The sequence below is a fragment of the Acidovorax sp. GW821-FHT11A03 genome (assembly GCF_058809075.1).
Map to the genome: position 1 here is coordinate 534982 of NZ_JBXASG010000005.1, position 26979 is coordinate 561960.

The 26979-nt window shown below is 69.0% G+C and carries 27 protein-coding genes; 25 read left to right on the forward strand and 2 right to left on the reverse strand.

Annotated elements, in window-relative coordinates:
• The first annotated feature begins 13 nt into the window (after positions 1-13).
• The 22 genes from AC1RVY_RS15695 (at position 14) to AC1RVY_RS15800 (ending at position 22178) form a co-directional block, all read left to right on the forward strand.
• Positions 14-604 carry a DUF3305 domain-containing protein gene (locus AC1RVY_RS15695; RefSeq protein ID WP_492807074.1) on the forward strand — a complete coding sequence of 197 codons (591 nt, stop codon included), beginning with the start codon at positions 14-16 and terminating at the stop codon, positions 602-604.
• Complete coding sequence (locus AC1RVY_RS15700; RefSeq protein ID WP_492807076.1) at positions 597-1316, forward strand: DUF3306 domain-containing protein; 720 nt, start codon at positions 597-599, stop codon at positions 1314-1316. The genes AC1RVY_RS15695 and AC1RVY_RS15700 overlap by 8 nt, the downstream gene beginning before the upstream one ends.
• Positions 1276-3351 carry a 4Fe-4S binding protein gene (locus AC1RVY_RS15705; protein ID WP_492807123.1) on the forward strand — a complete coding sequence of 692 codons (2076 nt, stop codon included), beginning with the start codon at positions 1276-1278 and terminating at the stop codon, positions 3349-3351. Before AC1RVY_RS15700 ends, AC1RVY_RS15705 begins: the two co-directional genes overlap by 41 nt.
• Positions 3352-3365: 14 nt before the next feature.
• A complete protein-coding gene (locus AC1RVY_RS15710; RefSeq protein WP_492807078.1) occupies positions 3366-3980 on the forward strand; it encodes a TorD/DmsD family molecular chaperone in 615 nt (204 codons plus the stop codon).
• Between the two features lie 146 nt (positions 3981-4126).
• Entirely contained in the window at positions 4127-4339 is a 213-nt protein-coding gene (locus AC1RVY_RS15715) for a formate dehydrogenase (RefSeq protein ID WP_492807080.1), read from the forward strand.
• Positions 4340-4352: 13 nt separating this feature from the next.
• On the forward strand, positions 4353-7319 hold the full coding sequence (locus AC1RVY_RS15720) for a formate dehydrogenase subunit alpha (protein WP_492253748.1): 2967 nt from the start codon (positions 4353-4355) through the stop codon (positions 7317-7319).
• Between the two features lie 111 nt (positions 7320-7430).
• Positions 7431-8048 carry a formate dehydrogenase FDH3 subunit beta gene (gene fdh3B, locus AC1RVY_RS15725; RefSeq protein WP_218295860.1) on the forward strand — a complete coding sequence of 206 codons (618 nt, stop codon included), beginning with the start codon at positions 7431-7433 and terminating at the stop codon, positions 8046-8048.
• Positions 8045-8281 (forward strand): hypothetical protein, encoded by a 237-nt coding sequence (locus AC1RVY_RS15730; protein WP_492807082.1) that lies wholly within the window; start codon positions 8045-8047, stop codon positions 8279-8281. The genes fdh3B and AC1RVY_RS15730 overlap by 4 nt, the downstream gene beginning before the upstream one ends.
• Before the next feature lie 13 nt (positions 8282-8294).
• Positions 8295-9521: a formate dehydrogenase subunit gamma gene (locus tag AC1RVY_RS15735; protein ID WP_492807084.1), complete on the forward strand. Its 1227-nt coding sequence runs from the start codon at positions 8295-8297 to the stop codon at positions 9519-9521.
• 11 nt (positions 9522-9532) lie between these two features.
• The gene (locus AC1RVY_RS15740; protein WP_492807086.1) at positions 9533-9922 is read left to right on the forward strand and encodes a hypothetical protein; all 390 of its coding nucleotides are present in this window, start codon (positions 9533-9535) and stop codon (positions 9920-9922) included.
• 126 nt (positions 9923-10048) lie between these two features.
• Positions 10049-10990 carry a formate dehydrogenase accessory sulfurtransferase FdhD gene (locus AC1RVY_RS15745; RefSeq protein ID WP_492807088.1) on the forward strand — a complete coding sequence of 314 codons (942 nt, stop codon included), beginning with the start codon at positions 10049-10051 and terminating at the stop codon, positions 10988-10990.
• Positions 10991-11088: 98 nt separating this feature from the next.
• Positions 11089-12711, forward strand: coding sequence for a C13 family peptidase (locus AC1RVY_RS15750; protein WP_492807090.1), 1623 nt, complete (start codon positions 11089-11091; stop codon positions 12709-12711).
• A 40-nt stretch (positions 12712-12751) separates the two neighbouring features.
• Positions 12752-15271, forward strand: a complete 2520-nt coding sequence (locus AC1RVY_RS15755; protein ID WP_492807092.1) for an ABC transporter permease — start codon at positions 12752-12754, stop codon at positions 15269-15271.
• 72 nt (positions 15272-15343) lie between these two features.
• Entirely contained in the window at positions 15344-15778 is a 435-nt protein-coding gene (locus AC1RVY_RS15760; protein ID WP_492807094.1) for a group II truncated hemoglobin, read from the forward strand.
• 343 nt (positions 15779-16121) lie between these two features.
• Complete coding sequence (locus tag AC1RVY_RS15765) at positions 16122-16733, forward strand: LemA family protein (protein WP_492807096.1); 612 nt, start codon at positions 16122-16124, stop codon at positions 16731-16733.
• 70 nt (positions 16734-16803) lie between these two features.
• Positions 16804-17001: a hypothetical protein gene (locus AC1RVY_RS15770; protein WP_218339520.1), complete on the forward strand. Its 198-nt coding sequence runs from the start codon at positions 16804-16806 to the stop codon at positions 16999-17001.
• 31 nt (positions 17002-17032) lie between these two features.
• Positions 17033-18124 (forward strand): M48 family metalloprotease, encoded by a 1092-nt coding sequence (locus AC1RVY_RS15775; protein ID WP_492807097.1) that lies wholly within the window; start codon positions 17033-17035, stop codon positions 18122-18124.
• Positions 18125-18235: 111 nt separating this feature from the next.
• Positions 18236-18727 carry a RidA family protein gene (locus AC1RVY_RS15780; protein WP_218295850.1) on the forward strand — a complete coding sequence of 164 codons (492 nt, stop codon included), beginning with the start codon at positions 18236-18238 and terminating at the stop codon, positions 18725-18727.
• Positions 18728-18776: 49 nt separating this feature from the next.
• Positions 18777-19190 carry a GFA family protein gene (locus AC1RVY_RS15785; protein WP_492244492.1) on the forward strand — a complete coding sequence of 138 codons (414 nt, stop codon included), beginning with the start codon at positions 18777-18779 and terminating at the stop codon, positions 19188-19190.
• 26 nt (positions 19191-19216) lie between these two features.
• Complete coding sequence (locus AC1RVY_RS15790) at positions 19217-19453, forward strand: DUF7661 family protein (RefSeq protein ID WP_218295848.1); 237 nt, start codon at positions 19217-19219, stop codon at positions 19451-19453.
• 323 nt (positions 19454-19776) lie between these two features.
• On the forward strand, positions 19777-20004 hold the full coding sequence (locus tag AC1RVY_RS15795) for a hypothetical protein (protein WP_218295847.1): 228 nt from the start codon (positions 19777-19779) through the stop codon (positions 20002-20004).
• A 98-nt stretch (positions 20005-20102) separates the two neighbouring features.
• Complete coding sequence (locus tag AC1RVY_RS15800; protein ID WP_492807098.1) at positions 20103-22178, forward strand: bifunctional 2',3'-cyclic-nucleotide 2'-phosphodiesterase/3'-nucleotidase; 2076 nt, start codon at positions 20103-20105, stop codon at positions 22176-22178.
• A gap of 141 nt (positions 22179-22319) precedes the next feature.
• Here AC1RVY_RS15800 and AC1RVY_RS15805 read toward each other — a convergent pair whose 3' ends face one another.
• A complete protein-coding gene (locus AC1RVY_RS15805; RefSeq protein WP_492807100.1) occupies positions 22320-22967 on the reverse strand; it encodes a PepSY domain-containing protein in 648 nt (215 codons plus the stop codon).
• Between the two features lie 207 nt (positions 22968-23174).
• Between AC1RVY_RS15805 and AC1RVY_RS15810 the strand changes: the two genes are divergently transcribed.
• From AC1RVY_RS15810 to AC1RVY_RS15820, 3 genes are read left to right on the forward strand one after another with little or no spacing between them, the layout of a single operon-like run.
• Complete coding sequence (locus AC1RVY_RS15810; protein ID WP_492807102.1) at positions 23175-23909, forward strand: PepSY domain-containing protein; 735 nt, start codon at positions 23175-23177, stop codon at positions 23907-23909.
• Entirely contained in the window at positions 23909-24583 is a 675-nt protein-coding gene (locus tag AC1RVY_RS15815; RefSeq protein ID WP_492807103.1) for a response regulator transcription factor, read from the forward strand. The genes AC1RVY_RS15810 and AC1RVY_RS15815 overlap by 1 nt, the downstream gene beginning before the upstream one ends.
• Positions 24583-26088: a sensor histidine kinase gene (locus tag AC1RVY_RS15820; protein ID WP_492807105.1), complete on the forward strand. Its 1506-nt coding sequence runs from the start codon at positions 24583-24585 to the stop codon at positions 26086-26088. Before AC1RVY_RS15815 ends, AC1RVY_RS15820 begins: the two co-directional genes overlap by 1 nt.
• Before the next feature lie 130 nt (positions 26089-26218).
• On the opposite strand, the gene AC1RVY_RS15825 is transcribed toward AC1RVY_RS15820, so the two are convergent.
• On the reverse strand, positions 26219-26863 hold the full coding sequence (locus tag AC1RVY_RS15825) for a Smr/MutS family protein (protein WP_218296299.1): 645 nt from the start codon (positions 26861-26863) through the stop codon (positions 26219-26221).
• Positions 26864-26979: the final 116 nt, after the last annotated feature.

Sequence of the window (26979 nt, forward strand, 5' to 3'; positions counted from 1 at the left end):
ACAGTCAACGCCCATGACCGAACGCCCCCACACCGACGTTGCCGTGATCATGCGCTGCGAGCGCATCGACAACCGCTGGCAGCCCTGGCGCTGGTCGCTGGCCGAGGTGGTGATCAACGAGCCCACCTTCGGCACCGCGCCGCGCCGCCTGCTCAGCGACGAGCGCGAGCAGCGCTGGCTGTTCCCCGGCTTCGTGGTGGAGCTGTTCCGCGACGATGCCGAGGGCTACCACCTCAACCTCACCTCGCCGGCCCCGTGCTGGTTCGTGCTGTGGCGCCGCGATGAGGACACCGGCACGGGCGAGATCCCGCTGGCGCGCCCCGTGGCCGTGAGCCTGAGCTACCACGACGCCGGCCGCTGGCTGGACGCGCAGGAAACCGTGGAGCAGGTGCCCGCCCCGCCCGAGGTGCTGGAGGTGCTGCGGGCCTTCGTGGTCGAGCACTACCAGCCCGAGCCCAAGCGCAGGAAGCGCCCCGACAGCTTCCGCCCGCTGCAGGACCGTTTTGGAAATCCTGCGGCCGTTTCCACCGAGAAACAGCGCGGCGGCGGCGGGCGTGGTGGTGTTGGTGACGTCGTGGAGCAGGGAAGGGCAGACCGTGGCTGACGGATTCCTCGGGCGCTGGTCGCGCCGCAAGCAGGAGGTGCGCGAGGGCAAGCCGGTGGCAGACCCACCGCCCGCCGCCGCACTGCCCCCCGTGCCGGCGCAGGGCTTGCCCGCCACGGCGGCGGCGACGGGGCAGGCCGCCCATCCCCCAGCGGCGGACAACCCGCCGCCCGTCGACCCGGCGCCACCGCCGCCCACGCTGGCCGACGCCCAAGCCCTCACGCCCACGTCCGACTTCAAGCCCTTCGTGCAGCGCGCGGTCTCGCCCGAGGTGCGCAACCTGGCGATGAAGAAGCTGTTCGCCGACCCGCACTTCAACGTGATGGACGGCCTCGACATCTACATCGGCGACTACACGCAGCCCGATCCCTTGCCCGAGGGCATGCTGCGCAAAATGGCCAGCGCCCATGCCATGGGCTTCTTCGACCATGAAAAGCCCTCCCCGGACGCGGAGGGCGCTGCGGCAAAGCCCCCGGGTCCCGCTCGGCATCGGGATGATGCGGAGGCGCAAGAGGCTGTGGGCGTGGCACAGTCGAGGGTATGCACCGCTGTTCCTAGCGAGTCCTCCAGCGAGCCCGGCGCGCCCGCGCCGTCCCCCACCGGGACGGCCGACGCGCCAGCCAGCCAACCCGACCATGACCACGACGCTCATCTGCGACTGCAACCAGACGATGCCCCTCGACGCGAAGGCGTTGGGCGCGGCACTGCATGACGACCAGGGCCTGACCCTTCACTCCACGCTGTGCCGGCGCGAAGCCGGCGCTTTCCAGCAGGCCATCAAGACCGGCCAGGACCTGGTGGTGGCCTGCACGCAGGAGCAGCGCCTGTTCGCCGAACTGGGCCAGCAGACCGAGGGCGCCATCTCCCCCCTCCGCTTCGTCAACATCCGCGAGACCGGCGGCTGGAGCCGCGATGCGAGCCAGGCCACCCCCAAGATCGCGGCGCTGCTGGCCGCCGCGCAGTTGCCCGAGCCCGCACCCGTGCCCACGGTCACGTTCAGGAGCGCCGGGCGCCTTCTGATCATCGGGCCGCTGGATGCGGCCGAGCGTGCGGCGGCCATGGTGTCCGACGTGCTGGAGGTGACGGTGTTCACCCAGGGCCCGGGCGCTGCGGGCGGCGCGCAGGCGCGGCGCTTTCCCGTGCTGGGCGGGCGCATCACCGGCCTTGCGGGATGGCTGGGCGCGTTCGATGTGCAATGGACGGCCGACAACCCCATCGACCTGGACCTGTGCACCCGCTGCAATGCCTGCGTGGCCGCGTGCCCCGAAAACGCCATCGGGCTGGACTACCAGATCGACCTGTCGGCCTGCCAGTCGCACCGTACTTGCGTGAAGGTCTGCCAGGTGGCGGGCGCCATCGACTTCACCCGCGAAGCCGCGCCGCACACCGAGCGCTTCGACATCGTGCTCGACCTGCGCGCCGCCACGGCCACGCCCACCTTCGTGCAGCACGCGCTGCCGCAGGGGTACTTCCGCTGGGACGGCCGCGACATCGCCACGCTGCTGCGCCTGCGCGAACTGGTGGGCGAGTTCGAGAAACCCAAGTTCTTTGCCTACAAGCAAAAGCTGTGCGCCCACAGCCGCAATGAAACCGTGGGCTGCAATGCCTGCGTGGACATCTGCTCGGCCGAGGCCATTGCCAGCGACAAGAGCCGCCAACAAATCAAGGTGAACCCGCATTTGTGCGTGGGCTGCGGTGCCTGCACCACGGTGTGCCCCACGGGCGCGTTGACCTATGCCTACCCCGGCGCCACGGACCAGGGCACGAAGCTCAAGACGCTGCTGTCCACCTATGCCGCAGCCGGCGGCAAGGACGCCGTGGTGCTGCTGCACAGCCAGGAGCGCGGGCAGGCGCTGGTGGAGGAATTGGGCCGCGCGGCGCAACTCAAGGTGGCGCACGGCGTGCCGGCGCGGGTGATTCCGGTGGCGGTGTGGCACACGGCCAGCCTGGGCGTGGACCTGTGGCTGAGCGCCGTGGCTTACGGCGCATCGCAGGTCGCGGTGCTGGTGACCGATGAAGAGGCCCCGCAGTACCTCGAAGGCCTGCAGGCGCAGATGGATGTGGCGCAGGCCATCTTGCGGGGGCTGGGCTACACGGGCAGCCACCTGCAGTTGGTGAAGGCCGTGCATCCCACGGCGCTCGATGCCGCGCTGCAGGCGCTGGGGCAGACCCGCCAGGCCACGCCCGCCGTGGCCGCGCGCTTCGCCGTGGTGCAGGAAAAGCGCAGCACGCTGGAGATGGCGCTGGACCATCTCATCGAATACGCGCCAGCCCCGGCCACGGTGCGGCCCGATGCCATTGCGCTGCCGGCCGCGGGCTCCCCGCTGGGCAGCATCACCGTGGACAAGGACCGCTGCACGCTGTGCCTGAGCTGCGTGAGCGCGTGCCCCGCCAGCGCCCTGCAGGACAACCCGCAACTGCCCCAGTTGCGCTTCATCGAGAAGAACTGCGTGCAGTGCGGCCTGTGCGCCACCACCTGTCCCGAGGACGCGATCACCCTGCAGCCGCGCCTGCTGCTCACGCCCGAGCGCGCGCAGCTGCGCGTGCTCAACGAAGCCAAGCCCTGGGCCTGTGTGCGCTGCAGCAAGCCGTTCGGCACGGTCAAGGCCATCGAGGCCATGCTGGGCAAGCTCTCGGGCCACCCCATGTTCCAGGGCGAGGCGCTGGAGCGCCTGAAGATGTGCAGCGACTGCCGCGTGATCGACCTGTATTCCTCCCAAAGCGAAGCGAAAGTGACGGACCTGTGAGCGCCCAACCTTCAATGACCACCCCCGGCAGCTCGGCGCTGGACGAAGAAACCGCGCGCGCCGAGCTGTATGGCCTGCTGTCGCAGCTGTACTACGCGGCGCCCGGCCCCGAACTGCTGTCCGCCCTGCGCGTGGCCGTGACCGAGGCGCCCACCGCGGGCGGCTTTCTGCAGGAGCCCTGGCAGCAACTGGTGGGTGCGGCGCGCGCGCTGGATGATGCGGCCGTGGCGCTGGAGTTCGACCGCCTGTTCGGCGGCGTGGGCAAGCCCGAGGTCTACCTGTACGCATCGCACTACCTGAGCGGCTTCCTGAACGAAAAGCCCCTGGCCCGCCTGCGCACCGACCTGGCCCGCCTGGGTTTGGCGCGTGATGAGGCGGCCATGCCCGAGACCGAAGACCACATCGCCTACCTGTGCGAGGTGATGCGCTACCTGATTGCCGGTGACGACGTGGCCGTGTGCAACCTGGCGTCCCAGCGCGACTTTTTTGCAACGCACCTGCAGCCCTGGACCGGGGCGCTGTGCGATGCGCTGGCGGCCCACCCCCAGGCCCGCCTGTATGCGGCGCTGGCCGCATTCACGCGGGCTTTCGTGGCCGTGGAGGCGCAGGGCTTCGACATGCTCGATTGAGCGGGGCGCGCTCGCGGCGTCTGGCCGGGCCGCTATAAAAGGTGAGTAACTTGGTGGGAGGTATTTGCCTCAATTGCAGTGTTGCACTCAGTGACATAGACTGTATGAACAGCCTTTCATAGCTGCCAGCCATTCTGGAGACAAGCATGCAGAACAGCCAACCCCCATCCTCGCGCCGCAGCTTCTTTGCCGGCGCCGCCACCGTCGGCGCCGCAGCGGCCGCCGTGGTGGCCCTTCCACAGGTGGCGCCGTCTTCCGATGCGGCAGTGTCCGCGCCCCCCCGCGTGGCGCCGGAGAAGGGCGGCGGGTACCACCTGTCCGCCCATGTGAAGCAGTACTACAAGACCACCCAACTCTGACGCGGGGCGCCCCATGTTGCTCACCAAGAAATCGCCGCACGCCGCGCCCGGCGCAGCCCCGGCATCTCCCTTTGTCCACAGCCTGCGCCGCGGTTTGTCGCAGGCCCTGCCCACCATGGACCGGCGCTCGTTCCTGCGCCGCTCGGGCCTGGGCGTCGGCGTCGGCATTGCCGCGTCGCAGCTGACCCTGGTCAAGAAGTCCAGTGCCGCCGAAGGCGCCAAGGTGGGCCTGGGCGACAGCAAGATCGAAGTGCGCCGCACCGTGTGCACCCACTGCTCGGTGGGCTGCGCGGTCGATGCCGTGGTCGAGAACGGCGTGTGGGTGCGCCAGGAGCCCGTGTTCGACTCGCCCATCAACCTGGGCGCGCACTGCGCCAAGGGTGCCGCGCTGCGCGAGCATGGCCATGGCGAGTACCGCCTGCGCTACCCCATGAAGCTCGTGAACGGCAAGTACGAGCGCATCAGCTGGGACACGGCCCTGAACGAGATCACCGCCAAGATGCAGGAGCTGCGCAAGGCCAGCGGCCCTGACAGCGTGTACTTCGTGGGCTCGTCCAAGCACAATAACGAGCAGGCCTACCTGCTGCGCAAGTTCGTGAGCTTCTGGGGCACCAACAACTGCGACCACCAGGCGCGCATCTGCCACTCCACCACGGTGGCCGGCGTGGCCAACACATGGGGCTACGGCGCCATGACCAATTCGTACAACGACATGCAGAACAGCAAGGTCGCCCTGTACATCGGATCCAACGCGGCCGAGGCCCACCCGGTGAGCATGCTGCACATGCTGCACGCCAAGGAAACCGGCTGCAAGATGATCGTGGTGGACCCGCGTTTCACCCGCACGGCCGCCAAGGCCGACGAATACGTGCGCATCCGTTCGGGCACCGACATCCCCTTCCTGTTCGGCCTGCTGTACCACATCTTCAAGAACGGCTGGGAAGACAAGAAGTACATCAACGACCGCGTCTACGGCATGGACAAGGTGCGCGAGGACGTGCTGGCCAAGTGGACGCCCGACAAGGTGCAGGATGCCTGCGGCGTCGGCGAGGCGCAGATGCTCAAGGTCGCCACCATGCTGCACGAGAACAACCCGGGCACCATCGTCTGGTGCATGGGCCAGACGCAGCACTCCATCGGCAATGCGATGGTGCGCGCATCGTGCATCCTGCAGCTGGCACTGGGCAATGTGGGCAAGACCGGCGGTGGCACCAACATCTTCCGGGGCCATGACAACGTGCAGGGCGCGACCGACGTGGGCCCCAACCCCGATTCGCTGCCCGGCTACTACGGCCTGGCCGAAGGCTCCTGGAAGCACTTCGCAGCGGTGTGGGGCGTGGATTTCGAATGGATCAAGAAGCAGTACGCCTCGCCCGCGATGATGACCAAGAGCGGCATCACGGTGTCGCGCTGGATCGATGGCGTGCTGGAGAACAACGAGCTCATCGACCAGGACTCCAACCTGCGCGGCGTGTTCTTCTGGGGCCACGCGCCCAACTCGCAGACGCGGGGCCTCGAGATGAAGCGGGCCATGGACAAGCTGGACCTGCTGGTGGTGGTGGACCCGTACCCCTCGGCCACGGCGGCCATGGCCGCGATGCCCGGCAAGGCCGAGGACCTCAACCCCAACCGCGCCGTGTACCTTCTGCCCGCGGCCACGCAGTTCGAGACCAGCGGCTCCTGCACGGCCTCGAACCGTTCGCTGCAGTGGCGCGAGAAAGTGATCGATCCGCTGTGGGAGAGCCGTTCCGACCACATGATCATGCACCAGTTCGCCGAGAAGCTGGGCTTTGCCACCGAGCTCTCCAAGAACTACAAGATGCAGAAGGTCAAGGGCATGGACGAGCCCGTGCCCGAGGACATCCTGCGCGAGATCAACAAGAGCGTGTGGACCATTGGCTACACCGGCCAGAGCCCCGAGCGCCTGAAGGCGCACATGAAGAACATGCACGTGTTCGACGTGAAAACCTTGAAGGCCAAGGGAGGCAAGGACAAGGACACCGGCTACGACTTCACGGGCGACTATTTCGGCCTGCCCTGGCCCTGCTACGGCACGCCCGAGCTCAAGCACCCCGGCTCGGCCAACCTGTACGACACCTCCAAGCACGTGATGGATGGCGGCGGCAACTTCCGCGCCAACTTCGGTGTGGAAAAGGACGGCCAGAACCTGCTGGCCGAGGACGGCTCGCACTCGCTGGGCAGCGAGATCACCACGGGCTACCCCGAGTTCGACCATGTGCTGCTCAAGAAGCTGGGCTGGTGGGACGACCTCACCGACGCCGAGAAAACCAAGGCCGAGGGCAAGAACTGGAAGACCGACCCGACGGGCGCGATCATCCGCGTGGCGATGAAGCATGGCTGCCATCCCTTTGGCAATGCCAAGGCGCGCGCGGTGGTGTGGAACTTCCCCGATGCCATTCCGCAGCACCGCGAGCCGCTGTACGGCACCCGCCCGGACCTTGTCGCCAAGTACCCCACCCATGACGACAAGAAGGCTTTCTGGCGCATGCCCACGCTCTACAAGAGCCTTCAGGACAAGAACGTGGCCGACAAGGTGCACGAGAAATTCCCGCTCATCCTGAGCTCGGGCCGACTCGTGGAATACGAAGGCGGCGGCGAGGAAACCCGCTCCAATCCCTGGCTGGCGGAGCTGCAGCAGGAATCGTTCGTCGAGATCAACCCCAAGACGGCGGCGGATCGCGGCATCCGCAACGGCGAGCGCGTGTGGCTCAGTTCCCCCACGGGTGCGCGGCTCAATGTGCAGGCGCTCGTCACCGAGCGCGTGGCGCCCGACACGGTATGGATGCCGTTTCACTTCTCGGGCCGCTGGCAGGGCGCCGACATGCTGGCGTACTACCCCAAGGGCGCGGCGCCCGTGGTGCGCGGCGAGGCCGTGAACACGGCCACCACCTATGGCTACGACAGCGTGACCATGATGCAGGAAACCAAGACCACGATCTGCAACGTGGAACGCGCCTGAAGACATGGCCCCCACGCTTGTCACTTTGTGTACTGCGCTGCCCCCGAGGGGGCCGCGTTTTGCCTTGGGGCGGCCCGGCGGCAAAACCTGAATCGCTGATTGGAGACAGCAATGGCACGAATGAAATTCATCTGTGACGCAGAGCGCTGCATCGAATGCAACGGCTGCGTGACCGCCTGCAAGAACGAGCACGAGGTGCCGTGGGGCGTGAACCGCCGCCGCGTGGTCACGCTCAACGATGGAGTGCCCGGCGAGAAGTCCATCTCGGTGGCCTGCATGCACTGCAGCGACGCACCCTGCATGGCCGTGTGCCCCGTCAACTGCTTCTACCGCACCGAAGAAGGCGTGGTGCTGCACGACAAGGATGTGTGCATCGGCTGCGGCTACTGCAGCTACGCCTGCCCGTTCGGCGCGCCGCAGTTCCCGTCGCAGGGCACCTTCGGCGTGCGCGGCAAGATGGACAAGTGCACCTTCTGCGCCGGGGGGCCCGAGGACCACGGCAGCCAGGCCGAATTCGACAAGTACGGCCGCAACCGCCTGGCCGAGGGCAAGCTGCCGGCGTGCGCGGAGATGTGCTCCACCAAGGCCCTGCTGGCCGGCGACGGCGATGTGGTGGCCGACATCTTCCGCAACCGCGTGGTGCAGCGCGGCAAGGGCGCCGAAGTGTGGGGCTGGGGCACGGCCTACGGTTCGCAGCAGGCCGGCCAGCCTGCGGGGGGCAAGTCATGAAGCGGCGTCCCCTTCTTGTTGTTCTTGCAGCGGCAGGGGCTGTCGCGGCCCTCGCCGGTTGCGGCGAAAAACCCCAGACGGGCGCGGGCATCCGCACCGATGCGCCGCCATATGCCGGCACGGGCAGCAACTTCACCCAGCCTGGCTGGAAGGCTGGGGACAAGGCCGGCTGGGAAGCGCAGCTCAAGGCGCGCCAGCAGTACGGCCAGAACGAATACACCCGCACCAAGTGAAGCGAGGTTCACCATGAAACACATCGTGTGTGCCTTGGTCGTGGCGGCGGGTGTGGCCTGGGGGCCCGCGGGTGCCCAGGCGCCAGCGGCGCCCGATGCGGGCACGGCCGCAGCGCCGGCCACGGCCGCAGCGGTGGCGCCGCAAGCACCCGGCGGCATCCAGGGCCAGAACATTTTCGAGGTCAAGCCGGATGCCAGCGCGGACCCCAAGTACGCCGGGCAGACCAACGGCGAGCGTGCCAAGGTGCAGCCTGGCAACAATGCGCCCATGTGGCGCCAGGTGGGGCAGGGCGTGACGGGCTACAGCAGCCTGCCCAAAACGCAGGCGCCCGAGGCCGGCAACCTGATCCAGCCCTTTGTGCAGTATCCCGGCTCGCGTTTCACCAATGCGGGTGAGGCCTGGCGGCAGGTGCGCAACCACTGGATCATTCCCTATGGCGCGGCGCTGTTCGCCATCGTGCTGCTGGCGCTGGGCATCTTCTACTTCGTCAAGGGCCCGCTGGGGCATGACCATTCCGAGGGCGCCGGCACCCGCCGCATCGAGCGTTTCACGCCGTTCGAACGGGCGGCGCACTGGTCCAATGCGTTCGCCTTCTGTACGCTGGCCCTCTCCGGCATCGTGATGGCCTTTGGCAAGTTCTTCCTCCTGCCGGTCCTGGGCGCCTCGCTGTTCGGATGGATCACCTATGCGCTCAAGAACGTGCACAACTTCATGGGCCCGTTGTTCGCCGTGTCGCTGCTCGTGATCATCCTCACCTTCGTCAAGGACAACATTGCCAACCGCGCGGACTTCGTGTGGCTGTCCAAGGGCGGCGGCATGCTGGGCGGTGACCACCAGGTTCCCTCCCACCGCTTCAACGCGGGCGAGAAGGGCCTGTTCTGGTGGGGCATCACCATCCCTGGCATCCTTGTGGTGGCCACGGGCCTGGTGCTCGACAAGCTCATCCCCGGCTTTGGCGACGTGCGCGGCGACATGCAGATCGCCCACATGGTCCATGCCTCCCTGGCCATCTGGATGATGGCGCTGATCTGCGGACACATCTACATGGGCACGGTGGGCATGCGCGGCGCCTACAAGGCCATGAAGACGGGCTACGTGAGCGAGGCCTGGGCCCGGGAGCACCATGAGCTCTGGTATGACGACGTCCAGGCGGGCAAGATTCCCCGCCAGCGCAGTGCCAGCACCCCGGGGGGCGATGCTGCCGCAGCGCCATCGGCAGGCCAACCCGCACAGGTATGAGGTACCGCACCATGACGCATCTTTTCCGTTCCTCGCTCCTGGCCGTGTGCGCGGCCAGTTCCTGCATGCTGGCGGTGGCCAAGCTTCCCGCGCCATCGCCCGAGGCCGCGGCCAAGGCCGCCGAAGCCGCCGCCAAGACGGCCTGGGCGGGCAAGGTGGACAACTACAAGCTGTGCCTGGCCCAGGACCGCGTGGCGGCCCACTATCGCAAGACCAGCCCAGCCGCCAAGCCCGCCACGGCCACCAGTGCCGCCGCATGCACCGACCCCGGACCGTTCGCGTACACGCCGCCGGAGGCCAAGCCCCTGGAGGCCTCTGGCGCCCATTCGCCGCCTGGCACGGCGAGCAGCCCGCCCAGCACGTCGACGCCCGCGGCGGCGGCATCGGCCCCCAAGTCCTGAACGCGGGCCCGGCGGCTGGCGCTCAGCCTCTTCCCAGGGGGCTCCGCGCCCCTGCCCCGGGCAGGACACCATGAGGCATTGCGGCCCCTGGCTGCGGCGCGCACGGAGCCTGCGTATAGTCCGGCCATGACTTCCCGCACCGCCACGGACCCCGCCACCCCGCCGTTGCCGCGCCTCACGCAGGCCCAGGCACCGCTCACCCATGGGGTCGAGGTGGTCAATGAACTGGGTGAACGGGAGCAGGTGTTCATTCCCGCCGAGCGGCCGCTCACCGTGTATGTGGACAAGCGCGAGCTGGTCACGCTGATGACGCTGGGCGCCCAGCCCGAGCTCCTGGTGCTGGGCTACCTGCGCAACCAGCGGTTGGTGGAGTCCGTCTTCGACATCGAATCCGTCACCGTCGACTGGGAGGTCCACGCCGCCGCCGTGCGCACGCGCCACGGCATCGCGCGCATCGAGGAGCGGACGGCCAGCAAGGTGGTGACCACCGGCTGCGGGCAGGGCAGCGTGTTTGGCGGGCTGATGGATGAGGTGGACCGGATCGCGCTGCCCGAGGCGTGCCTCACCCAGGCCCAGCTGTATGGCATCGTGAACGCCATCCGCATCAAGGAGACCACGTACAAGTCCGCGGGCTCGGTGCATGGCTGCGCGCTGTTCCAGGGGGAGGAACTGCTCACTTTCGTGGAAGACGTGGGGCGCCACAATGCCATCGATACCATCGCGGGCTGGATGTGGATGAACCCCGAGGCGCCGGCCCGCACCGGTGGCGGGCCCTCCGCGGGGGGGCATGTGCCGATGTCGGGCTCGGACAAGGTGTTCTACACCACAGGCCGCCTCACGAGCGAGATGGTCATCAAGTCGGCCCAGATGGGCGTGCCCATCGTGGTGTCGCGCAGCGGCATGACGCAGATGGGCCATGCCGTGGCCCAGCAGCTGGGCCTGTGCGCCATCGGGCGCGCCACCAACCGCCGCTTCGTCTGCTACAGCGGGGTGCACCGGCTGGTGCTGCAGCCTGAACTGGCGCGGGTGCCTGCCATGGCGCCGGCGGCGTCCGCCAGCCTGGCCTGAGAGGCACTTTCGGGGGTATCCCGCGGCGGTCCGCACCGGTTCCCCTGCGCATGTTCCCCGGCCCCCGGGCCGTCATCCCGCGGTGGCATGATGCGCGCATGCAAGACCTGAACGCCAAGGGCGCCTGGGCCGATACCCAACCGAGCCAGTGGGGCCCCGAACCCGCCAAGATCGAAATCCCGCTGGATGAGGGGCTGCCCCCCGGTGCGCCCGCCACTGCGCCGGCGGCGGCCTCGGCCGGGGCGCCTGCCCCTCTTCGCCTGCCCCTGGGAGCCTGGGTCCGCGAGGGCCTGCGGGCCACGCTGTTCCTGCCGCCCCGCACGGGGGCCGCGGTTCCCACCCCGTGGCAATTGATCGTTCTGGTGCTGCTCGGCGGCGCGCTGCTGGTGGGGGCGGCGCGGTTCCAGGTGGCAGGGCCCGCCCAGTTCAGCCTGCGGGGCTGGCTCGCGCCGATGTGGAGCGGCCTGGCGCTTCTGTGGCTGGCCTGGTGGGCCATGGCACCCGCGCAGCGCCTTGCGGCCGGCGCGCCGGCCCCGGAGGGCGCGCCAACGGGCGGGCTCGCCGCCTGGTATGTGTTGTCGGCGTGGGCTCCGCTGGTGCCCCTGCTCGTGCTGTATGCCCTGCTGGGTGCCACCGTCCACCGGCCCGCGCTGTGGGTCGGAAACACGGCCGGAATCGTTTTCTGGACTGCCTACGGCGTGCTGACGGCGTGGGTTCTGGCGGCGCTGGTCGTGGTGAGCGCGCGCTTCATCCGCTCGCGCCTGCGCACGGCGGTGTTCGCGGTGTCGATGGCGGCGGTCATCGGGGTGGGCATGTGGCAGTTCCAGGACCAGCCCTGGGAGCTGGACGGTGCGGCCCTGGCGGCGGCGCAGGCCGCCGAGGAGGGCCCCGAACCCGCGCAGCTGACCCTGTCGCAGCCGGTGTTCGAGGCGCAGCAGGCGCTGTGGGAGCGCCAGGTGCAAGCGCTGGCGGCCCAGCGGGACGGGGTGGTGGATGTCTACGGCCTCGTGTTCGCTCCCTATGCCGAAGAGAACGTGTTCCGGCGCGAAAGCACCATGGTCAGCACGCTGCTGCAGGAACGGTTCGACGCGCACGGCCGCGTGATCCACCTGCTCAACCATGCCGAGACCGCCGACACCCACGTCTGGGCGACGCCGCAGAACCTGCAGCGCGCCATTTCGGCCCTGGGTGCGCGCATGGACCTCGACCATGACCTGCTGGTGATCTACATGACCTCGCACGGCGCGCGCAACCACGAGCTGGCGGCATCGCACGGACCGCTGCAGGTGCAGCCCGTCACGCCGGAAATGCTGCGCGCCGCGCTGGACGAAGCCGGCATCCGCCACCGCGTGATCGCGGTGTCGGCCTGCTACTCCGGCGGCTGGATCGGTCCCCTGGCCACCGATGGCACGCTCATCATGACGGCCGCCGACGCCACCCACACATCGTATGGCTGCGGCACGCGGTCCGAGCTCACGTTCTTCGGCCGCGCGGTGTTCAACGAGCAACTGCGCCAGACCCATTCATTCACCGAGGCCTTTGCCAAGGCCGTGCCGCTGATCGCGCAGCGCGAGGTGGAGGCCGGCAAGACCGACGGATTCTCCAACCCCCAGATCCACGTGGGCACACAGATCCAGCCCGTGCTGGAGGCGCTGCAAGCGCGCCTGGATGCGGGGGTGCCCGGTGGCGCGGCGCCGGCGGCCGGCGACGCAAAGCCCTGAACAGCGCCAGAGCGCTCCGTTTGCGCTAAGGTTCCGTGCCATGAACCTGTCTTTTCTGCGCCTTGGCTGGCGCACCCTGGCCCGCGACCTGCGCGCGGGCGAACTGCGCCTGCTCATCGTGGCGGTCACGCTGGCGGTGGCGGCGCTCACGTCCGTGGGGTTTTTCGCCGACCGCCTTCAGGGCGGCCTGCAGCGCGATGCGCTGCAGCTGCTGGGCGGCGATGCCGTGGTGGCCAGCGACAACCCCACGCCAGCGGCGTTCGTCGAGCGGGCCGCGGCCCTGGGCTTGCAGGCGGTCACCACGGTGGGCTTTCCCACCATGGGCCGGGCCAGCGATGCGCAGGGTGGTGCCAGCAAGCTGGTGGCCCTCAAGAGCGTGCCGCCGGGCTACCCGTTGCGCGGCAGCCTCAAGGTGGCTGACGCGCCGGGGGCGCTCGACCAGCCCACCCGCGACATCCCTGCCCGGGGCGAGGCGTGGGTGGATGCTCCCCTGCTCGAATCGCTGAACCTGGCCATGGGCGACATGCTGTTGCTGGGCGATGCGCAGCTGCGCATCGCGCGCATCATCGTGATCGAGCCCGACCGGGGCGCGGGCTTCATGAGCTTTGCCCCGCGCGTGATGGTGAACGATGCCGACCTGCCCGCCACCGGCCTGGTGCAGCCGGCCAGCCGCCTCACCTACCGCTTCGCCGTCATCGGGCCGGGCCCCGCGGTCAAGGCCTTCAGCGAATGGGCCGTGGCGGAGGCCAAGAAGCCCGAGGTGCACGGGGTGCGGGTGGAATCCCTCGAAAGCGGCCGCCCCGAGATGCGCCAGACGCTGGACCGGGCGCAAAAGTTCCTGAGCCTCGTGGCGCTGCTCGCGGCGCTGCTGTCGGCCGTGGCCGTGGCGCTGGCCGCGCGCGGTTTCGCGGCAGAGCACCTGGATGCCTCGGCCATGCTGCGGGTGCTGGGGCAGAGCCAGCGCACCATCGCGGGCGCCTACACGGCCGAATTCGCTCTCGTGGGCCTGTTCGCCAGTTCGCTGGGCGTGGCGCTGGGCTATCTGGTGCACTACGCCTTCGTGCTGCTGCTCGCGGGGCTGGTCGAGTCAGCCCTGCCGCCGCCCAGCCTGTGGCCCGTGGCATTTGGCCTGGGCATGGGGCTCACGCTGCTGTTCGCCTTCGGCCTGCCGCCCGTGCTGCAGCTGGCCCAGGTGCCGCCCCTGCGCGTGATCCGGCGCGACGTGGGCGGGCTCAAGCCCGCGTCGCTGGCGGTGCTGGGCATCGGCATCGCCGGTTTCGCGGCCTTGCTGCTGACGGTCAGCAGCGACATCAAGCTGGGGCTGATTGCCGTGGGCGGCTTTGCCGGCGCGGTGGCCCTGTTTGCGGGGCTGTCCTGGGTGGCGGTGAAGCTGCTGCGCAAGAGCGTGAACGAGGCCACCGCCCCGCGCTGGCTGGTGCTGGCCACGCGGCAGATCTCCGCGCGCCCCGCCTACGCCGTGGTACAGGTGAGCAGCCTGGCCGTGGGCCTGCTGGCGCTGGTGCTGCTGGTGCTGCTGCGCACCGACCTGGTGGACAGCTGGCGCAAGGCCACGCCCCCCGATGCGCCCAACCGCTTCGTCATCAACGTGATGCCCGACCAGTCCGATGCGTTCCAGCAGGCCCTCAAGGACGGCGGCGTGGCCCGGTACGACTGGTATCCCATGATCCGTGGCCGCCTGCTGGCCGTGAACGGCAAACCCGTGGGCCCCGACAGCTATACCGACGACCGCGCCAAGCGCCTCGTCGACCGGGAGTTCAACCTTTCCAACGCCACCGAACCACCCCCCCACAACCAGATCGTGGCCGGCCAGTGGCGCCAGGGCGAGGAAGGTGCCATCAGCGTCGAGGAGGGCATTGCCGAGACCCTGGGCCTGCAGCTGGGCGACCGGCTGCTGTTCGACATGGGCGGCGTGCAGAACGAAGCGCGCATTACCAGCCTGCGCAAGGTGGACTGGGGGTCGATGCGGGCCAACTTCTTCGTGATGTACCCCGTGGCCAGCGTCAAGGACGTGCCGGTCACCTACCTGGCGGCGTACCGCGCCCCCGAGACCAACGGCTTCGACAACGCCCTGGTGCGCCAGTTTCCCAACATCACCAACGTGGACATGGGCGCCACCATCACCCAGGTGCAGCGCGTGCTGGACCAGGTGATCCGCGCGGTGGAATTCCTGTTTGCCTTCACGCTGGCCGCCGGCCTGGTGGTGCTGTTCGCGGCCGTCACCGCCACGCGCGAGGAGCGCGCCCGCGAGTACGCCATCATGCGCGCCGTGGGCGCGCGCGCCAGCCTGCTGCGGCAGGTGCAGCGCGCCGAGCTGGTGGGCGTGGGCCTGCTCGCGGGCTTCCTGGCCAGCGCCGTGGCCGTGGGCGTGGGCTGGGCGCTGGCGCGCTTCGTGTTCGACTTCACCTGGACGGCCGCGCCCTGGGTGCCCCTGGCGGGCGCCGTGGCGGGTGCGGTGCTGGCGCTGGCCGCGGGCTGGTGGGGCCTGCGCGAGGTGCTGGTGCGCCCCGTGGTGGACACGCTGCGCCGTTCGGCGGAATAGGCTGCGTGTCGATTGCTACTCATTTGATAGCTTCCAGCGCTTTATAGGAAAGCGCTGGGGCCAGTTTTTTATATGAATTCCGACGTTCCCAAAGACACCGGCACCGGCGCAGAAGCCGCCACCGCAACCACCCCCTTCGACTGGATCGGCGGCGAAGAGCGCGTGCGCGCCCTCACCGAGCGCTTCTACGACCTGATGGACCTGGAGCCGGGCTACGCCGAGCTGCGCGCAGCCCATGGCAGCGACCTGGCCAGCGCGCGGCAAAAGCTGTTCTGGTTCCTGTGCGGCTGGCTGGGCGGCCCCGACCACTACCAGAGCCGTTTCGGCCACCCGCGACTGCGCATGCGGCACATGCCGTTTTCCATCGGCATCCAGGAGCGCGACCAGTGGGTGGCCTGCATGGACCAGGCCATGGGCGAGACAGGCGTGCCCGATGCTCTGCGCGCCCGCTTGAAGGAAAGCTTCATGGGGACGGCCGACTGGATGAGGAATCGGGGCACCCCCTGAGCGGCTACGCCGCCTCCCCCTCAAGGGGGACGCACCCGGTGGACTGGCAAAGCCAGATCCACGGGTGCACTGGCGGGGCTGCTGTCTTTGCAGGCTGTGGGGTGGGGTGGCAACCCTTGAGCGGCTGGGCCGTGTCCCTCGCAGCCTGTGGATGGGCCCGGTGTGCGCTCATAGCATCGATTGCTCTGTTTTTGATAGCTGCTAGCGTTTGGGGGTAAAGCGTTGCAGGCTGTTTTGATGCTTAAATCCCTACCCGCTGAAATGTATGAAGCCTTTGGGCCAGGCGCGCCACTAAGATGCGCCCAGCATCCATTCATTCAATTCACAACAAGGAGGGTGGGACATGTCAGCTACTGCTTGGATCGTTCTGGGCCTGGTCGCCGTGCTGGCGGTGTGGGCCGTCACGGTGTACAACCGGCTGGTGCAGCTGCGCAACCGCATCGCCAATGCGTTCGGCCAGATCGACGTGCAGCTCAAGCGCCGCCATGACCTGGTGCCCAACCTGGTCGAAGTCGCCAAGGGCTACCTCAGCCACGAGGCCGCCACGCTCGAAGCCGTCATCAAGGCGCGCGGCCAGGCCCAGGGCGCTGCCGCCGCCGTGCGGGCAGAGCCTGGCAGCGCGAACGCCATGGGCGCGCTGGCCGCCGCCGAGGGCGTGCTGGGCAGCAGCCTGGGCCGCCTGATGGTGGTGGCCGAGGCCTATCCCGAACTCAAGGCCGACGCCACCATGCAGTCGCTGTCCGAAGAGCTGACCAGCACCGAGAACCGCCTGGGCTTCGCGCGCCAGGCGTACAACGACCAGGCACTGGAATTCAACGACGCGGCGGCGCAGTTTCCTGACCTGGTCGTGGCGCGTCTGCTGGGCTTTCCCACCGTGCCCATGCTCGAATCCACGCGCAGCGAAGAAGAGCGTGCCGCTCCTAAGGTCAGGTTCGGAACCAACGATGCCACATAGTGCGCCCCTATCTTTGGGCGAAAAGTTGGGGTACTGGATCTGCATCGCGATACTTGCCGCCCTTGCCGCGATGAGCTCACTGGTGGTCGCGCACGACGTCATTGAAGGCGCGGTGCAGCAGTTCTCCAAATACGGGAACGGGCGCGTCTACCACCTGAGTGAAGATCCCGGCGGATTTTTTGGTGCGATCGCTGGGCACGTTCTGTTTAGCGGAATGTTCTGGTGGTTTGCGTTTTGGGTGTGGAATTGGAGGATTCGCGGTAAATAGGTATCTGGTACCGCTAATCGATGCCCTCGCCATGAAATTCTGGGATCACCAAGACAACGCGCGCAGCGAGACGCGGCGCCTGCTGCTGGGCTTTGCCCTTGCCGTGGCCGTGCTGGTCGTCGCAGTGCATGCGGCCCTGGCGCTGGCCTGGCTGCTGATGGCCGCCGTGCTGCCCGGGCAGCTGCCGTTTCCGCAGGGTTTTCTGGCGGCTAACGTGGGCGTTTCGCTCCTGCTGGTGCTGGGCGGCTGGTGGGTCGAGACCTCCAACCTGCGCGCGGGCGGTGTCAAGCTGGCCCGGCGCGTGGGCGCGCGCGAGCTGCGGCCCTCGCTCTCGCATGCCGAGCAGCGCCTGTCCAACATCGTCGACGAGCTGTGCATTGCCGCCCACATGCCGCGCCCCGAAATCATGGTGATGCCGCGCACCGATGCGATCAACGCGTTTGCCGCCGGCTGGGACGAGAGCGACGCCGTGATCGCCGTGACGCAGGGCGCGCTCGACTACCTGAACCGCGAGGAGATGCAGGGCATGGTCGCCCACGAGCTCTCGCACCTGCACGAAGGCGACACGCGCATGAAGATGCAGCTGGCGGGCATGGTGTTCGGACTGGAGCTGGTCTACAACTTCGGCGACACGCTGCGCGAGCGGCGGGGGCTGGCGTGGTGGTTCGGCTCGGCCATCATGCTGGCGGGCTTCGCGGGCTGGATCACCGGCCGCATGCTCAAGGCGGCCGTGTCGCGCCAGCGCGAGTACCTGGCCGACGCGCGCGCCGTGCAATGGACGCGCAGCAAGGACGGCCTGGGCGGCGTGCTGCGCAAGGTCATGGCCCAGCGCCGGGATACCCCGCGCGGCTATGAACAGCACAGCCACAGCGGCCTGAACCATCCTTCGGTGCAGCACATGCTGCTGGTGGACGTGGAAGGCGGCGGCAGGATGGAGCACTGGCTCGATTCCCACCCCACGCTGCAAGAGCGCGTGCAGCGCGTCTACGGCCGGCGCATGTCGCCGCTGAAGGTGGCACCGGTCACCGCAGCCCCCGAGCCGGCAGGGCGCCCGCAGGGCGTGGGCCAGCCGGCCGGCGTGACGATCGCCTCGCTGGTGGACCCGTTCGCGCGGCATATGTGAAGCATCTGTGCCGCCTTCCCCCGGAGGGCGGCGCGCCCGCTGGCCTGGCAACGCCAGGGGCTGCCTGCCGGGTGGCATAGTGGAGGCATTTCACCCGGCGAGGTTTTTTTCATGTCCCGTGACGCCCGTTTTCAGGAACAAGCCCAGGCCCTCGGCTACAGCTTTGACGGCGAGATCAAGATCGGGGGCAACTACGTGCCCCTGGTGCGCGACGGCCACCACGTCTACCTGAGCGGGCAGATCCCCCGCGTGGGCGATACCGTGGTGGCCACGGGGGCGGCCGGCGCCGGCGCCACCCTGGCCCAGGCGCAGGCGGGGGCCAAGGTGTGCGCCCTGCGCGCCCTGGCCTTGCTGCAGCGTGCGCTGGGCTCTCTGGACGCCGTGCAGTCGGTGCTGCGCATCACCGTGTATGTGCAGTCGGCGCCCGGGTTCACGCAGCAAAGCGAGGTGGCCGACGGCGCCTCTGAAATCCTGTTCGCCGTGCTGGGCGAGGCGGGCGCCCACACCCGCACCTCGGTGGGGGTGCTGCAACTGCCCAAGAATGCGACGGTGGAGGTGGACCTGATCGCCTCCGTGGCCACGCCGGCGCCGCCGCGCGCCTGACCCGGCCGCGTGCTCCACCCAGGCACCCCGTCGAAGGAGAACCCAGGCCATGACCGAATCCGTCGTGCACCACCGGGGCAGCTGCCTGTGCGGCGGCGTGCGCTACGAAACCACGGCGCCGCTGCGCAGCGCATCGCACTGCCACTGCTCGATGTGCCGCAAGGCCCATGGCGCGGCGTTCGCCAGCTACGGCTCGGTGCACCGCGAGCACCACCGCTTCGTGCAGGGGCAGGCGCTGCTGCGCGCCTACCGCTCGTCGCCGCGGGTCACGCGGCAGTTCTGCTTGGCCTGCGGCTCGCCGTTGCTCTGGCACAGCGAAGGCGTGCATGCGGACAGCGTGGCCGTGCCCCTGGGCACGCTCGACACCCCTTTTGACGCGCCGCCGCAAAGGCACATCCACGTGGCCTCCAAGGCCGCGTGGGTGGTGATCTGCGACGGCTACCCGCAGATCGCCGGAGAATAGGCGCGAGACCCGGCACGAGGCAGTCCATGGAAAACACACCACCCCCCGCCCATCCCCGTTTCAATGTCTTTGGCCGCATCGTTGAAGTGCGGCGTGAGGGCCCGCTGTGGCAGGTCTACCGCGTGGGCGGCGACGGCAAGCGCACCCCCGCGGGCTTCGTGGTCCCCGACTTCGTGGAAGAGCACGAACTGGCCCAGTTTCTCGAAGACCTGTTCCATGAGAGCGCTTCACCGCACAACGGCGACGTGCGCCGCATCGCCTGACGCGAACCCTGCGGCTCCTTCCCTTGTGCCGGGTGCTGCGGCGCAGGAGGTCGTAAGGCTTTGTCGGCAAACGACTACATACAGCGCGCGCCCAACGGCGCACGCTGGGGCTGCACAGAAGACCACTGGGCAGGGCCTCCTCGCCGCAGGCACCGGCAGCCCCGCCACAGCGGCGCATTGCGGCGCGTGGTGCAAGAGCGCGGTGCAAGAGCGTGGGCGGTCCGGCCTGTGCGCGCTGGCGTCCTCGCACGACCAGGGGCCACGGACCAGGCAGGGTTGCGCACGAACGCGCGGGCTGACAGGCAAGTTATGTGAGGGTTCCCATGGGCAGCACCATCACCGTTGCGCACACGGTCTCGGCAGATGATTTCGAACAGGTCGAACTCCTGGCGCGCCACCTGCAGGGAAGCGACTACAACTTCAGCGGCCGCGCCATCTGGGTGCTGCGAGGCCCCCATACCACCGTGACCGACACCCACGACGAGTTGCGCGCAGCGCTGCTGCTGCTGATGGTGGAAGGCCTGCTGAGCCGACGGCGCCCCCCGCGCTGACTGACACCCCCGTGGGACGCGCGGCGGCCGCGTGCCGTCATACCGTTGTCAAACCACCGCCAGACACTCGGTCCTTTGTTTCATCCTGGGCCTTGTTCATGTCTGAACGCATTCGCAGCCAATCCGATTCCTTTCCGTTTTCTTGCTATTCGCGCCGCACCGCCACGCTGAGCGTGCTGGCCCTGGCCGCGTCCCTCTCCGCCTGTGGCGGCGGCGATGGCGGCGGCAGCAACAACAACGCGGGCGCCACCGCCACGCTGGCCGTGCTGGAGACCACCGACCTGCACTTCAATGTGCGCAGCTACGACTACTTCAAGCTGGCCGAAGATAAGAGCTACGGCTTCGAGCGCACCGCCACGCTGGTGCGTGCGGCGCGCAAGGAGTTTGCCAACACGCTGCTGGTGGACAACGGCGACACCATCCAGGGCACGGCGCTGGCCGACTACGAAGCCACCATCAGCCCCATCCCCTGCACGCAGCAGCTGTCCATGTACAAGGCCATGGGCGCTTTAGGCTTTGACGCCGGCACGCTGGGCAACCACGAGTTCAACTACGGCCTGCCGTTCCTGAACCAGGTGCTGGGCGGCGGCCTGGAGGTGGACGGCGTGGACGCCACCAGGAAGTGCGCGGGCGCGGGCTTTCCGATGGTGCTGGCCAACGTGACCAGCAACAAGACCCAGAAGCCGCTGGTGCAGCCCTACACCGTGCTCGAGCGCACGCTGGTGGCCAAGGGCGCGGACGGCAAGGAGGTGAAGCTGCCCATCAAGGTGGGCGTGATCGGCTTCACCACGCCGGGCATCATGAACTGGGACAAGCGCTACCTCGAAGGCAAGGTCACCACGCAAGGCGCGGTCGAGGCTGCGACGAAGTACGTGCCCGAGCTGCGCGCCAAGGGCGCCGACATCGTGATCGCGCTGCTGCACGGCGGCATGGACAGCGCGGCGTATTCGCCCACCATGGAGAACCCGGGCCTGTACCTCTCCAAGGTGGCCGGCATCGACGCGATGGTGATGGGCCACCAGCACGGCGTGTTCCCCGACACCGCGGCCACGCCCGGCTTCACCATGGCCGGTGTCGACCACAAGGCCGGCACCGTCAACGGCGTGCCCGCCGTGATGGCCAGCTCGTGGGGCAAGGCCCTGGGTGTGGTGCAGCTCGCGCTGCAGTGGGACGGCGCCAAGTGGGTCGTCAACAAGACGGCCAGCAAGTCCGAGTTGCGCAACATCCAGAACAAGAACGCCGCGGGCGCCACAGTGACCGTGGATGCGGACGCCAGCGTGGCGCCGCTCGTCGAGACCCAGCACCAGGCCGCCATCCAGTACGTGAAGACACCCATCGGCCAGACCGACTTCCGCATGAGCACGCTGTTCGCCGACGTGGGCGACCCCGGCGCGATCCAGATCGTGAACCAGGCGCAGCAGGCCTATGTGGCCGCTTACATCAAGGCCAGCCTGCCGCAGTATGCACAGCTGCCCGTGCTGTCGGTGAGCGCGCCGTTCAAGAGCGGCTTCCAGGGCGGTGCCGACTACACCGACGTGGCCGTGGGCCCGCTGGCCATCAACAACGCGGCCGACCTGTACCTGTACCCCAACACGGTGTACGCGGTGAAGGTCAACGGCGGCGACATCAAGAACTGGCTGGAGGCGGCTGCCAAGCGCTTCAACCAGATCGACCCCGCCAAGACCGGCGAGCAGCAGCTCATCAGCACCTTCCCGGGCTACAACTTCGACATGTTCACCACGGCCGATGTGCAGTACGAGATCGACGTGACGAAGCCCGTGGGCAGCCGCATCAGGAACCTGACCTACCTGGGCAAGGCCATCGACGTGGCGCAGGAGTTCGTGATCGCCACCAACAACTACCGCGCCACCAGCGGCAAGAGCTTCATCGACAAGCTCGATGGCTCGGGCACCATCTGGGCCTCGCCCGACGCCAACCGGGACGTGGTGATCGACTACATCCGCAAGAACCCGGCGGTGACGCGCAGTGCCAACGGCGCGGCCAAGAGCTGGCGCTTTGCCAAGGCCAGCGTGGCGGGGCCGGTGGTGTTCAGCTCGGGCGGCAATGCGCTCGCCGTGGCGCAGGCGGCAGGCCTGACCAATGTGTCGCTGCTGGCAGCGGATGACGGTTCGGGCAAGGGCACGTCGAAGTACGCGGTCGATTTGTCCAAGTAAAGCCGGTGCGCGGCACGCTCGGCGTGCCCGCCGCCAACGGCCCTGAAAAGATACCTGGACCGGCTGCTTGGGCATGCCGGGGCCCGGTGTCTTTTTTTGTGGGTTGCTTCAGCACCCTGGCGCAGGGCAGCCGCCGGCCGCTCAATCGTCCAGCTGTTCGCGCAGCACGGCCCCGGTCACGGCGTCCACCCGCAGCTCCACCGCAAGGTTGGCTGTGTTGGTCGCCTCGGCTTCCCAGTAGCCATCGTCGTATTCGACACCGCGCACGCGGGTGTAGCCGGCCTGCTGCAGGGCTGTCACGACCTGGTCGGCGCTGAGCACGGGCTGGCCGTTCACGGTGCCGCCGCTGCGGCCCACCTGGCTCAGCACCTCCAGCGTCACGGGGTGCAGCACGAACTCGACCTTCTCGCGGTTGGTCACGGACTGGCGGGCCTTGGCCTGCCAGAAGCCGTCGTCCAGCTCCACGCCGTACACGAAGCTGTAGCCGGCGGCGCGCACCTGCTGCGCCACCCGTTCCACGCTGGGCAGGGCGGTGCCGATGTCGCCCTTGCGCACGGCGGTGAAGCTGCCGTTGGCATCGTTGACCAGCACGGTGGCGCGCACCCCGTCGTTGGAGACGGCCTCGGCGGTCCAGTAGCCGTATTGCTTTTGCAGGTCGTGCGGCGCCACGTAGTGGTTCTTGGCCATCACGTTGACGGCCTCCTGGGCGCCCATGGCCCAGGCCATGGAGGGCAGGGCGGAGGCCGCGGCGGCGGTTGCGAAGGCCAGGGTCAGAACGGTCTTTTTCATGGTGCTTCCTTTCGGTGTGGCAGTGGTTGTGAAGAACTGGGAGGCAGTGTGCGCAACCGTTCCTAAACCCACCGTGAAGCGTCCGTTCATGGTCCGTTTAATGGCCTCCGCAATAATCGCGCGATGAGAGATATGGCCCCCACGTTCCCCACTTCGTGTGGTCACTGCCCCCCGAGGGAGCGCTCTTCATCTTGGGGCGGCCCGGCGATGAAGAATGGAATTTTGCGGACCTGGACGCAGGCTGCGGCCTGCGCCGCGGTGGCGCTGGCCTGCGCGCAGGCCCCCGCCGCCGAGCAGGATGTGGCGCGGCGTGGCGTGCAGAGCGGGCAGCTCAAGCCGCTCAACAGCATCATTGCGGACATGAGCCGCCAGTACGGCGGGCGCGTCATCGACGTGGAGACCAAGCACGGCCGCAAGGGCGAGCTGCGCTACGAGATCAAGATCATCGACGCCCGCGGCACCAAGCACGAGGTGCTGGTGGATGCGGCCACGGGCAGTGTCGTGGCGCAGGAGCGCGACTGGCCCACGCAGCCTGTGGGCCTGGCGCAGATGGCGCGCTACATCCAGCAGCTGGAGCAGCGCTACGGCTCGCGCGTGGTGAATGCCGAGTTCGAGCGCGACGCGCAGGGCAAGGCGGTGTACGAGGTCAAGCTCTCGGACCGGCCCGCCGGCGAGATGAAGCTGCTGGTGGACGTGAACACGGGCGAGGTGCTGACCCCGCCACAAACGGCGGGCACGCCCGCGACGCCCAAGTCCATGGCCGTGATGCTCGAATCCTTGCGACCTCGCTTTTCGGGCCTGGTGCTGGAGGTGGAGCTGGAGACGGACCACCGCCGCCGCCCCTACTACAGCGTGGAGCTGCAGCAACCCAACGGCTTCAAGCTGGAACTCGAAGTGGACGCCGTGAGCCTGGAAGTCACGCGGCAGAAGGTGGACGACTGATGCGCATCCTGGTGGTGGAAGACGATGTGGCGCTGGCGCAGCAACTGCGCGTGGCGCTGGAGGCGGCGGGATTCGCGGTGGATGTGGAGCACGACGGCGAGGCCGCGTCCTTTGCCGGCAGTGCCGAGGCCTACAGCGCCGCCGTGCTGGACCTGGGCCTGCCGCTCAAGGACGGCCTGAGCGTGCTGCGCGACTGGCGCGACGCGGGCCGCGGCTGGCCGGTGCTGGTGCTCACCGCGCGCAACCGCTGGAGCGACAAGGTGGCGGGCTTCAATGCCGGGGCCGACGACTATTTGACCAAGCCCTTCCTGATGGAGGAGGTGGTGCTGCGCCTGCGCGCCATGCTGCGCCGCACGGCCGGGTCGGCCGCCGCCGTGCTGACGGCCGGCCCGCTGGAGTACGACGTGGTGCAGGGCCGCTTTTCGCTGCAGGGCCAGAGCCTGCAGCTCACGGCGCAGGAGCACAAGATCCTCGCGTATTTCATGCACCACCCGGGCAAGCTGCTCACGCGCGCCGACATCAGCGAGCATGTGTATGCGCGTGACCTCGACCCGGACTCCAACACGCTGGACGTGCTGATCGGTCGCATCCGCCGCAAGTTGAACGGCGCGCCGCAGCTGGTGACCGAGCGCGGCCAGGGCTTTCGCCTCGTGGCGTCCGACGTGGCGGGCTGATGCGGATCGACCCCGCCACGCCGCCTGGGCCGCCCGCACCGCCTGCGCCGGCCCGGGCACACAGCGGCGCCGCGTGGGCGCTGGCGCTGGCCCAGTGGCCCATGGCCACGCGCATTGCGCTGCTGGCGCTGGTCCCCATGCTGCTGCTGGTGGGCGCCGGGGGTCTGTGGCTGCGCGTGCAGATGCACCAGAGCCTGCTGGCCAGCTTCGAGCAGGTGCTGCGCGACAAGGCCCAGCGCGTGGGCGCGCGGCTGCACCTGGGGCCCCAAGGCGGCTTGCGGGAGTCCACCGGCGGCGCCGATGAGTTCAGCGCCATCTACGCCGGTTGGTACTGGCGCGCGCAGGCGGGCAGCGATGTGCTGCGGTCACGTTCGCTGTGGGACATGGACAGCCTGCCGGCCGAGCCTGCGCCCACCACCGGCTCGGCTACGCTGCACCGGGCCACGGGGCCGCTGCAAGAACCCTTGCTGTCGCTGACCCAGCCGGTCACCCTGGGCCAGCCTCCCGTGCAGGTCACGCTGACGGTCTACGGCCCGGCCGCGCAGTTGCACAGCAGCATGCGGCAGATCGACCGCACGCTGGTGGTGGCCGGGCTGGTGCTGATGCTGCTCACCGGGGGGCTGGCGTGGCTGCAGGTGCGGGTGGGGCTGGCGCCGCTGCGCCGGCTGGAGGCGATGCTGGCTGCCCTGCGCGCGCCGCAGGGCGCGGGGCCCGATGTGGCGCTGCACCTGGCCGCCCCCACGGGGCGCGACCTGCAGCCCCTGCAGAACGAGCTGGCAGGCCTGCTGGCGCACAACGCGCACGTGGTGGCCCGCGCGCGGGCCCATGCGGTGGACCTGAACCACGCGCTCAAGAAGCCTCTGGCCCTGCTGAGCGCACAGGCCAGCGCGCAGCCGCAGGTGCCCAGCAGCGAGGTGCAGCGCCAGGTCGAGGCCATGGCCCAGCTGGTGGACCGCTACCAGGCCCGCACCTTGAGCGATGCGCTGCACGCCCGCCCCGGCAGCACCGGCCAGGCCGTGGACGTGCGCGACTGCGTGGCCCAGGTGCTGCGCATGATGGAACGCCTGCACGCCGCGCAGGGGTTGGACTGGATGCCGGCAGACGATACCCAAGGCCCGCTGCACTGGCGCGGAGAACGCGCCGACCTGGAGGAGGTGCTGGGCAACCTGCTGGACAACGCGGGCAAGTGGGCCGCCTCGCGGGTGCGGCTGACACTGTCGGTGTCTGTGTCGGTGCAAGGTGGCGCAGAACATGCCAGCCTGTGCCTGGACATCGAAGACGATGGCCCCGGCATGACGCCCGCACAACTGCAGGCGGCGGGCCAGCGGGGTGTGCGTTTTGACGAGTCCGTGCAGGGCAGCGGGCTGGGCCTGGCGATTGCCAGCCAGATCGCGCAGGCCTATGGGGGCCACTTGCAGTTGCGCAAAAGCGAGGAGCTCAAGGGCTTGGGCGTGCGGCTGGAGATGCGGGGGCTGGCGCCCGCGGGACGCACCAAGACGGCGTGAGGCAGGGTGCATCGCCACAACCGTTGCAGCGGCTGTGGTAGCGGCCGTCGCGGCGGGCGTCGGCAACACGGCAGGCTGCCCGGCTCTCCAGGTGCGCAGGGCAGAGCGGGGCGATCTGCGCTGCGCGTGCCTAGCGCTGGCGTGGATGCACGGGCTGCAGCAGCACCACCAGCGCGCCCGCGCCGCCGTCGATGGGCCGGGCCTGCACGAAGGCCAGCACTTCGCTTTTTTGCACCAGCCAGCGCTGCACGCGGCTCTTGAGCACCGGACTCTTGCCCGGAGAGCCCAGGCCCTTGCCATGCACCACGCGCACGCAGCGCAGGCCGGCCTTGTGGGCGTGGCGGATGAATTCGCCCAGTGCCTCGCGCGCTTCGTCCACGCGCAGGCCGTGCAGGTCCAGCTGGCGCTGGATGCTCCAGTGGCCCGAGCGCAGGCGGCGCGTGATTTCCACGCCGATGCCGGGGCGGCGAAAACTCAGCTGGTCGTCGGTGTCGAGCAGGGTGCTCACGTCGAAGTCGTCGCTGATGGATTCGACCAGCACGCGCTCTTCGTCCAGCCAGTGCTGCACGGGCAGCGGTGGCGGCTTGTGGCGGCGCAGGCGTGCCACGTTGGGGCTGCGCAGCGGCGTGACGGGGCCTACGCTGCGGCTGAAGAGGTGGCGCTCGGCCTCCAGGCGCGCGGCGGCCTCGCGGCGGGCCTTTTCGTCGGCCTCGGCGCGCGCGTGCTCCTCGCGCAGGCGGCGGGCGATGCTGGCCAGGTCCTGCAGGTGCGCGATGCGATCGCTGGCCCGCCGGGGCGGCGGGGGCGCCCGGCGGCGGGCCGGCGCCGCCGGCGCGTGGGAGCCGGGTGCAGGCGGAGGGGGGGTGGGGCGCTGCGGCCGCCGCGCCGCCT

Excerpts from the sequence above, each read along its gene's own strand:
- AC1RVY_RS15695 (WP_492807074.1), top strand. The coding sequence starts at position 14 with ATGACCGAACGCCCCCACACCGACGTTGCCGTGATCATGCGCTGCGAG.
- AC1RVY_RS15705 (WP_492807123.1), top strand. The coding sequence starts at position 1,276 with ATGCCCCTCGACGCGAAGGCGTTGGGCGCGGCACTGCATGACGACCAG.
- AC1RVY_RS15710 (WP_492807078.1), top strand. The coding sequence starts at position 3,366 with ATGACCACCCCCGGCAGCTCGGCGCTGGACGAAGAAACCGCGCGCGCC.
- AC1RVY_RS15715 (WP_492807080.1), top strand. The coding sequence starts at position 4,127 with ATGCAGAACAGCCAACCCCCATCCTCGCGCCGCAGCTTCTTTGCCGGC.
- AC1RVY_RS15720 (WP_492253748.1), top strand. The coding sequence starts at position 4,353 with ATGTTGCTCACCAAGAAATCGCCGCACGCCGCGCCCGGCGCAGCCCCG.
- fdh3B (WP_218295860.1), top strand. The coding sequence starts at position 7,431 with ATGGCACGAATGAAATTCATCTGTGACGCAGAGCGCTGCATCGAATGC.
- AC1RVY_RS15730 (WP_492807082.1), top strand. The coding sequence starts at position 8,045 with ATGAAGCGGCGTCCCCTTCTTGTTGTTCTTGCAGCGGCAGGGGCTGTC.
- AC1RVY_RS15735 (WP_492807084.1), top strand. The coding sequence starts at position 8,295 with ATGAAACACATCGTGTGTGCCTTGGTCGTGGCGGCGGGTGTGGCCTGG.
- AC1RVY_RS15740 (WP_492807086.1), top strand. The coding sequence starts at position 9,533 with ATGACGCATCTTTTCCGTTCCTCGCTCCTGGCCGTGTGCGCGGCCAGT.
- AC1RVY_RS15745 (WP_492807088.1), top strand. The coding sequence starts at position 10,049 with ATGACTTCCCGCACCGCCACGGACCCCGCCACCCCGCCGTTGCCGCGC.
- AC1RVY_RS15750 (WP_492807090.1), top strand. The coding sequence starts at position 11,089 with ATGCAAGACCTGAACGCCAAGGGCGCCTGGGCCGATACCCAACCGAGC.
- AC1RVY_RS15755 (WP_492807092.1), top strand. The coding sequence starts at position 12,752 with ATGAACCTGTCTTTTCTGCGCCTTGGCTGGCGCACCCTGGCCCGCGAC.
- AC1RVY_RS15760 (WP_492807094.1), top strand. The coding sequence starts at position 15,344 with ATGAATTCCGACGTTCCCAAAGACACCGGCACCGGCGCAGAAGCCGCC.
- AC1RVY_RS15765 (WP_492807096.1), top strand. The coding sequence starts at position 16,122 with ATGTCAGCTACTGCTTGGATCGTTCTGGGCCTGGTCGCCGTGCTGGCG.
- AC1RVY_RS15770 (WP_218339520.1), top strand. The coding sequence starts at position 16,804 with ATGAGCTCACTGGTGGTCGCGCACGACGTCATTGAAGGCGCGGTGCAG.
- AC1RVY_RS15775 (WP_492807097.1), top strand. The coding sequence starts at position 17,033 with ATGAAATTCTGGGATCACCAAGACAACGCGCGCAGCGAGACGCGGCGC.
- AC1RVY_RS15780 (WP_218295850.1), top strand. The coding sequence starts at position 18,236 with ATGTCCCGTGACGCCCGTTTTCAGGAACAAGCCCAGGCCCTCGGCTAC.
- AC1RVY_RS15785 (WP_492244492.1), top strand. The coding sequence starts at position 18,777 with ATGACCGAATCCGTCGTGCACCACCGGGGCAGCTGCCTGTGCGGCGGC.
- AC1RVY_RS15790 (WP_218295848.1), top strand. The coding sequence starts at position 19,217 with ATGGAAAACACACCACCCCCCGCCCATCCCCGTTTCAATGTCTTTGGC.
- AC1RVY_RS15795 (WP_218295847.1), top strand. The coding sequence starts at position 19,777 with ATGGGCAGCACCATCACCGTTGCGCACACGGTCTCGGCAGATGATTTC.
- AC1RVY_RS15800 (WP_492807098.1), top strand. The coding sequence starts at position 20,103 with ATGTCTGAACGCATTCGCAGCCAATCCGATTCCTTTCCGTTTTCTTGC.
- AC1RVY_RS15805 (WP_492807100.1), bottom strand. The coding sequence starts at position 22,967 with ATGAAAAAGACCGTTCTGACCCTGGCCTTCGCAACCGCCGCCGCGGCC.
- AC1RVY_RS15810 (WP_492807102.1), top strand. The coding sequence starts at position 23,175 with ATGAAGAATGGAATTTTGCGGACCTGGACGCAGGCTGCGGCCTGCGCC.
- AC1RVY_RS15815 (WP_492807103.1), top strand. The coding sequence starts at position 23,909 with ATGCGCATCCTGGTGGTGGAAGACGATGTGGCGCTGGCGCAGCAACTG.
- AC1RVY_RS15820 (WP_492807105.1), top strand. The coding sequence starts at position 24,583 with ATGCGGATCGACCCCGCCACGCCGCCTGGGCCGCCCGCACCGCCTGCG.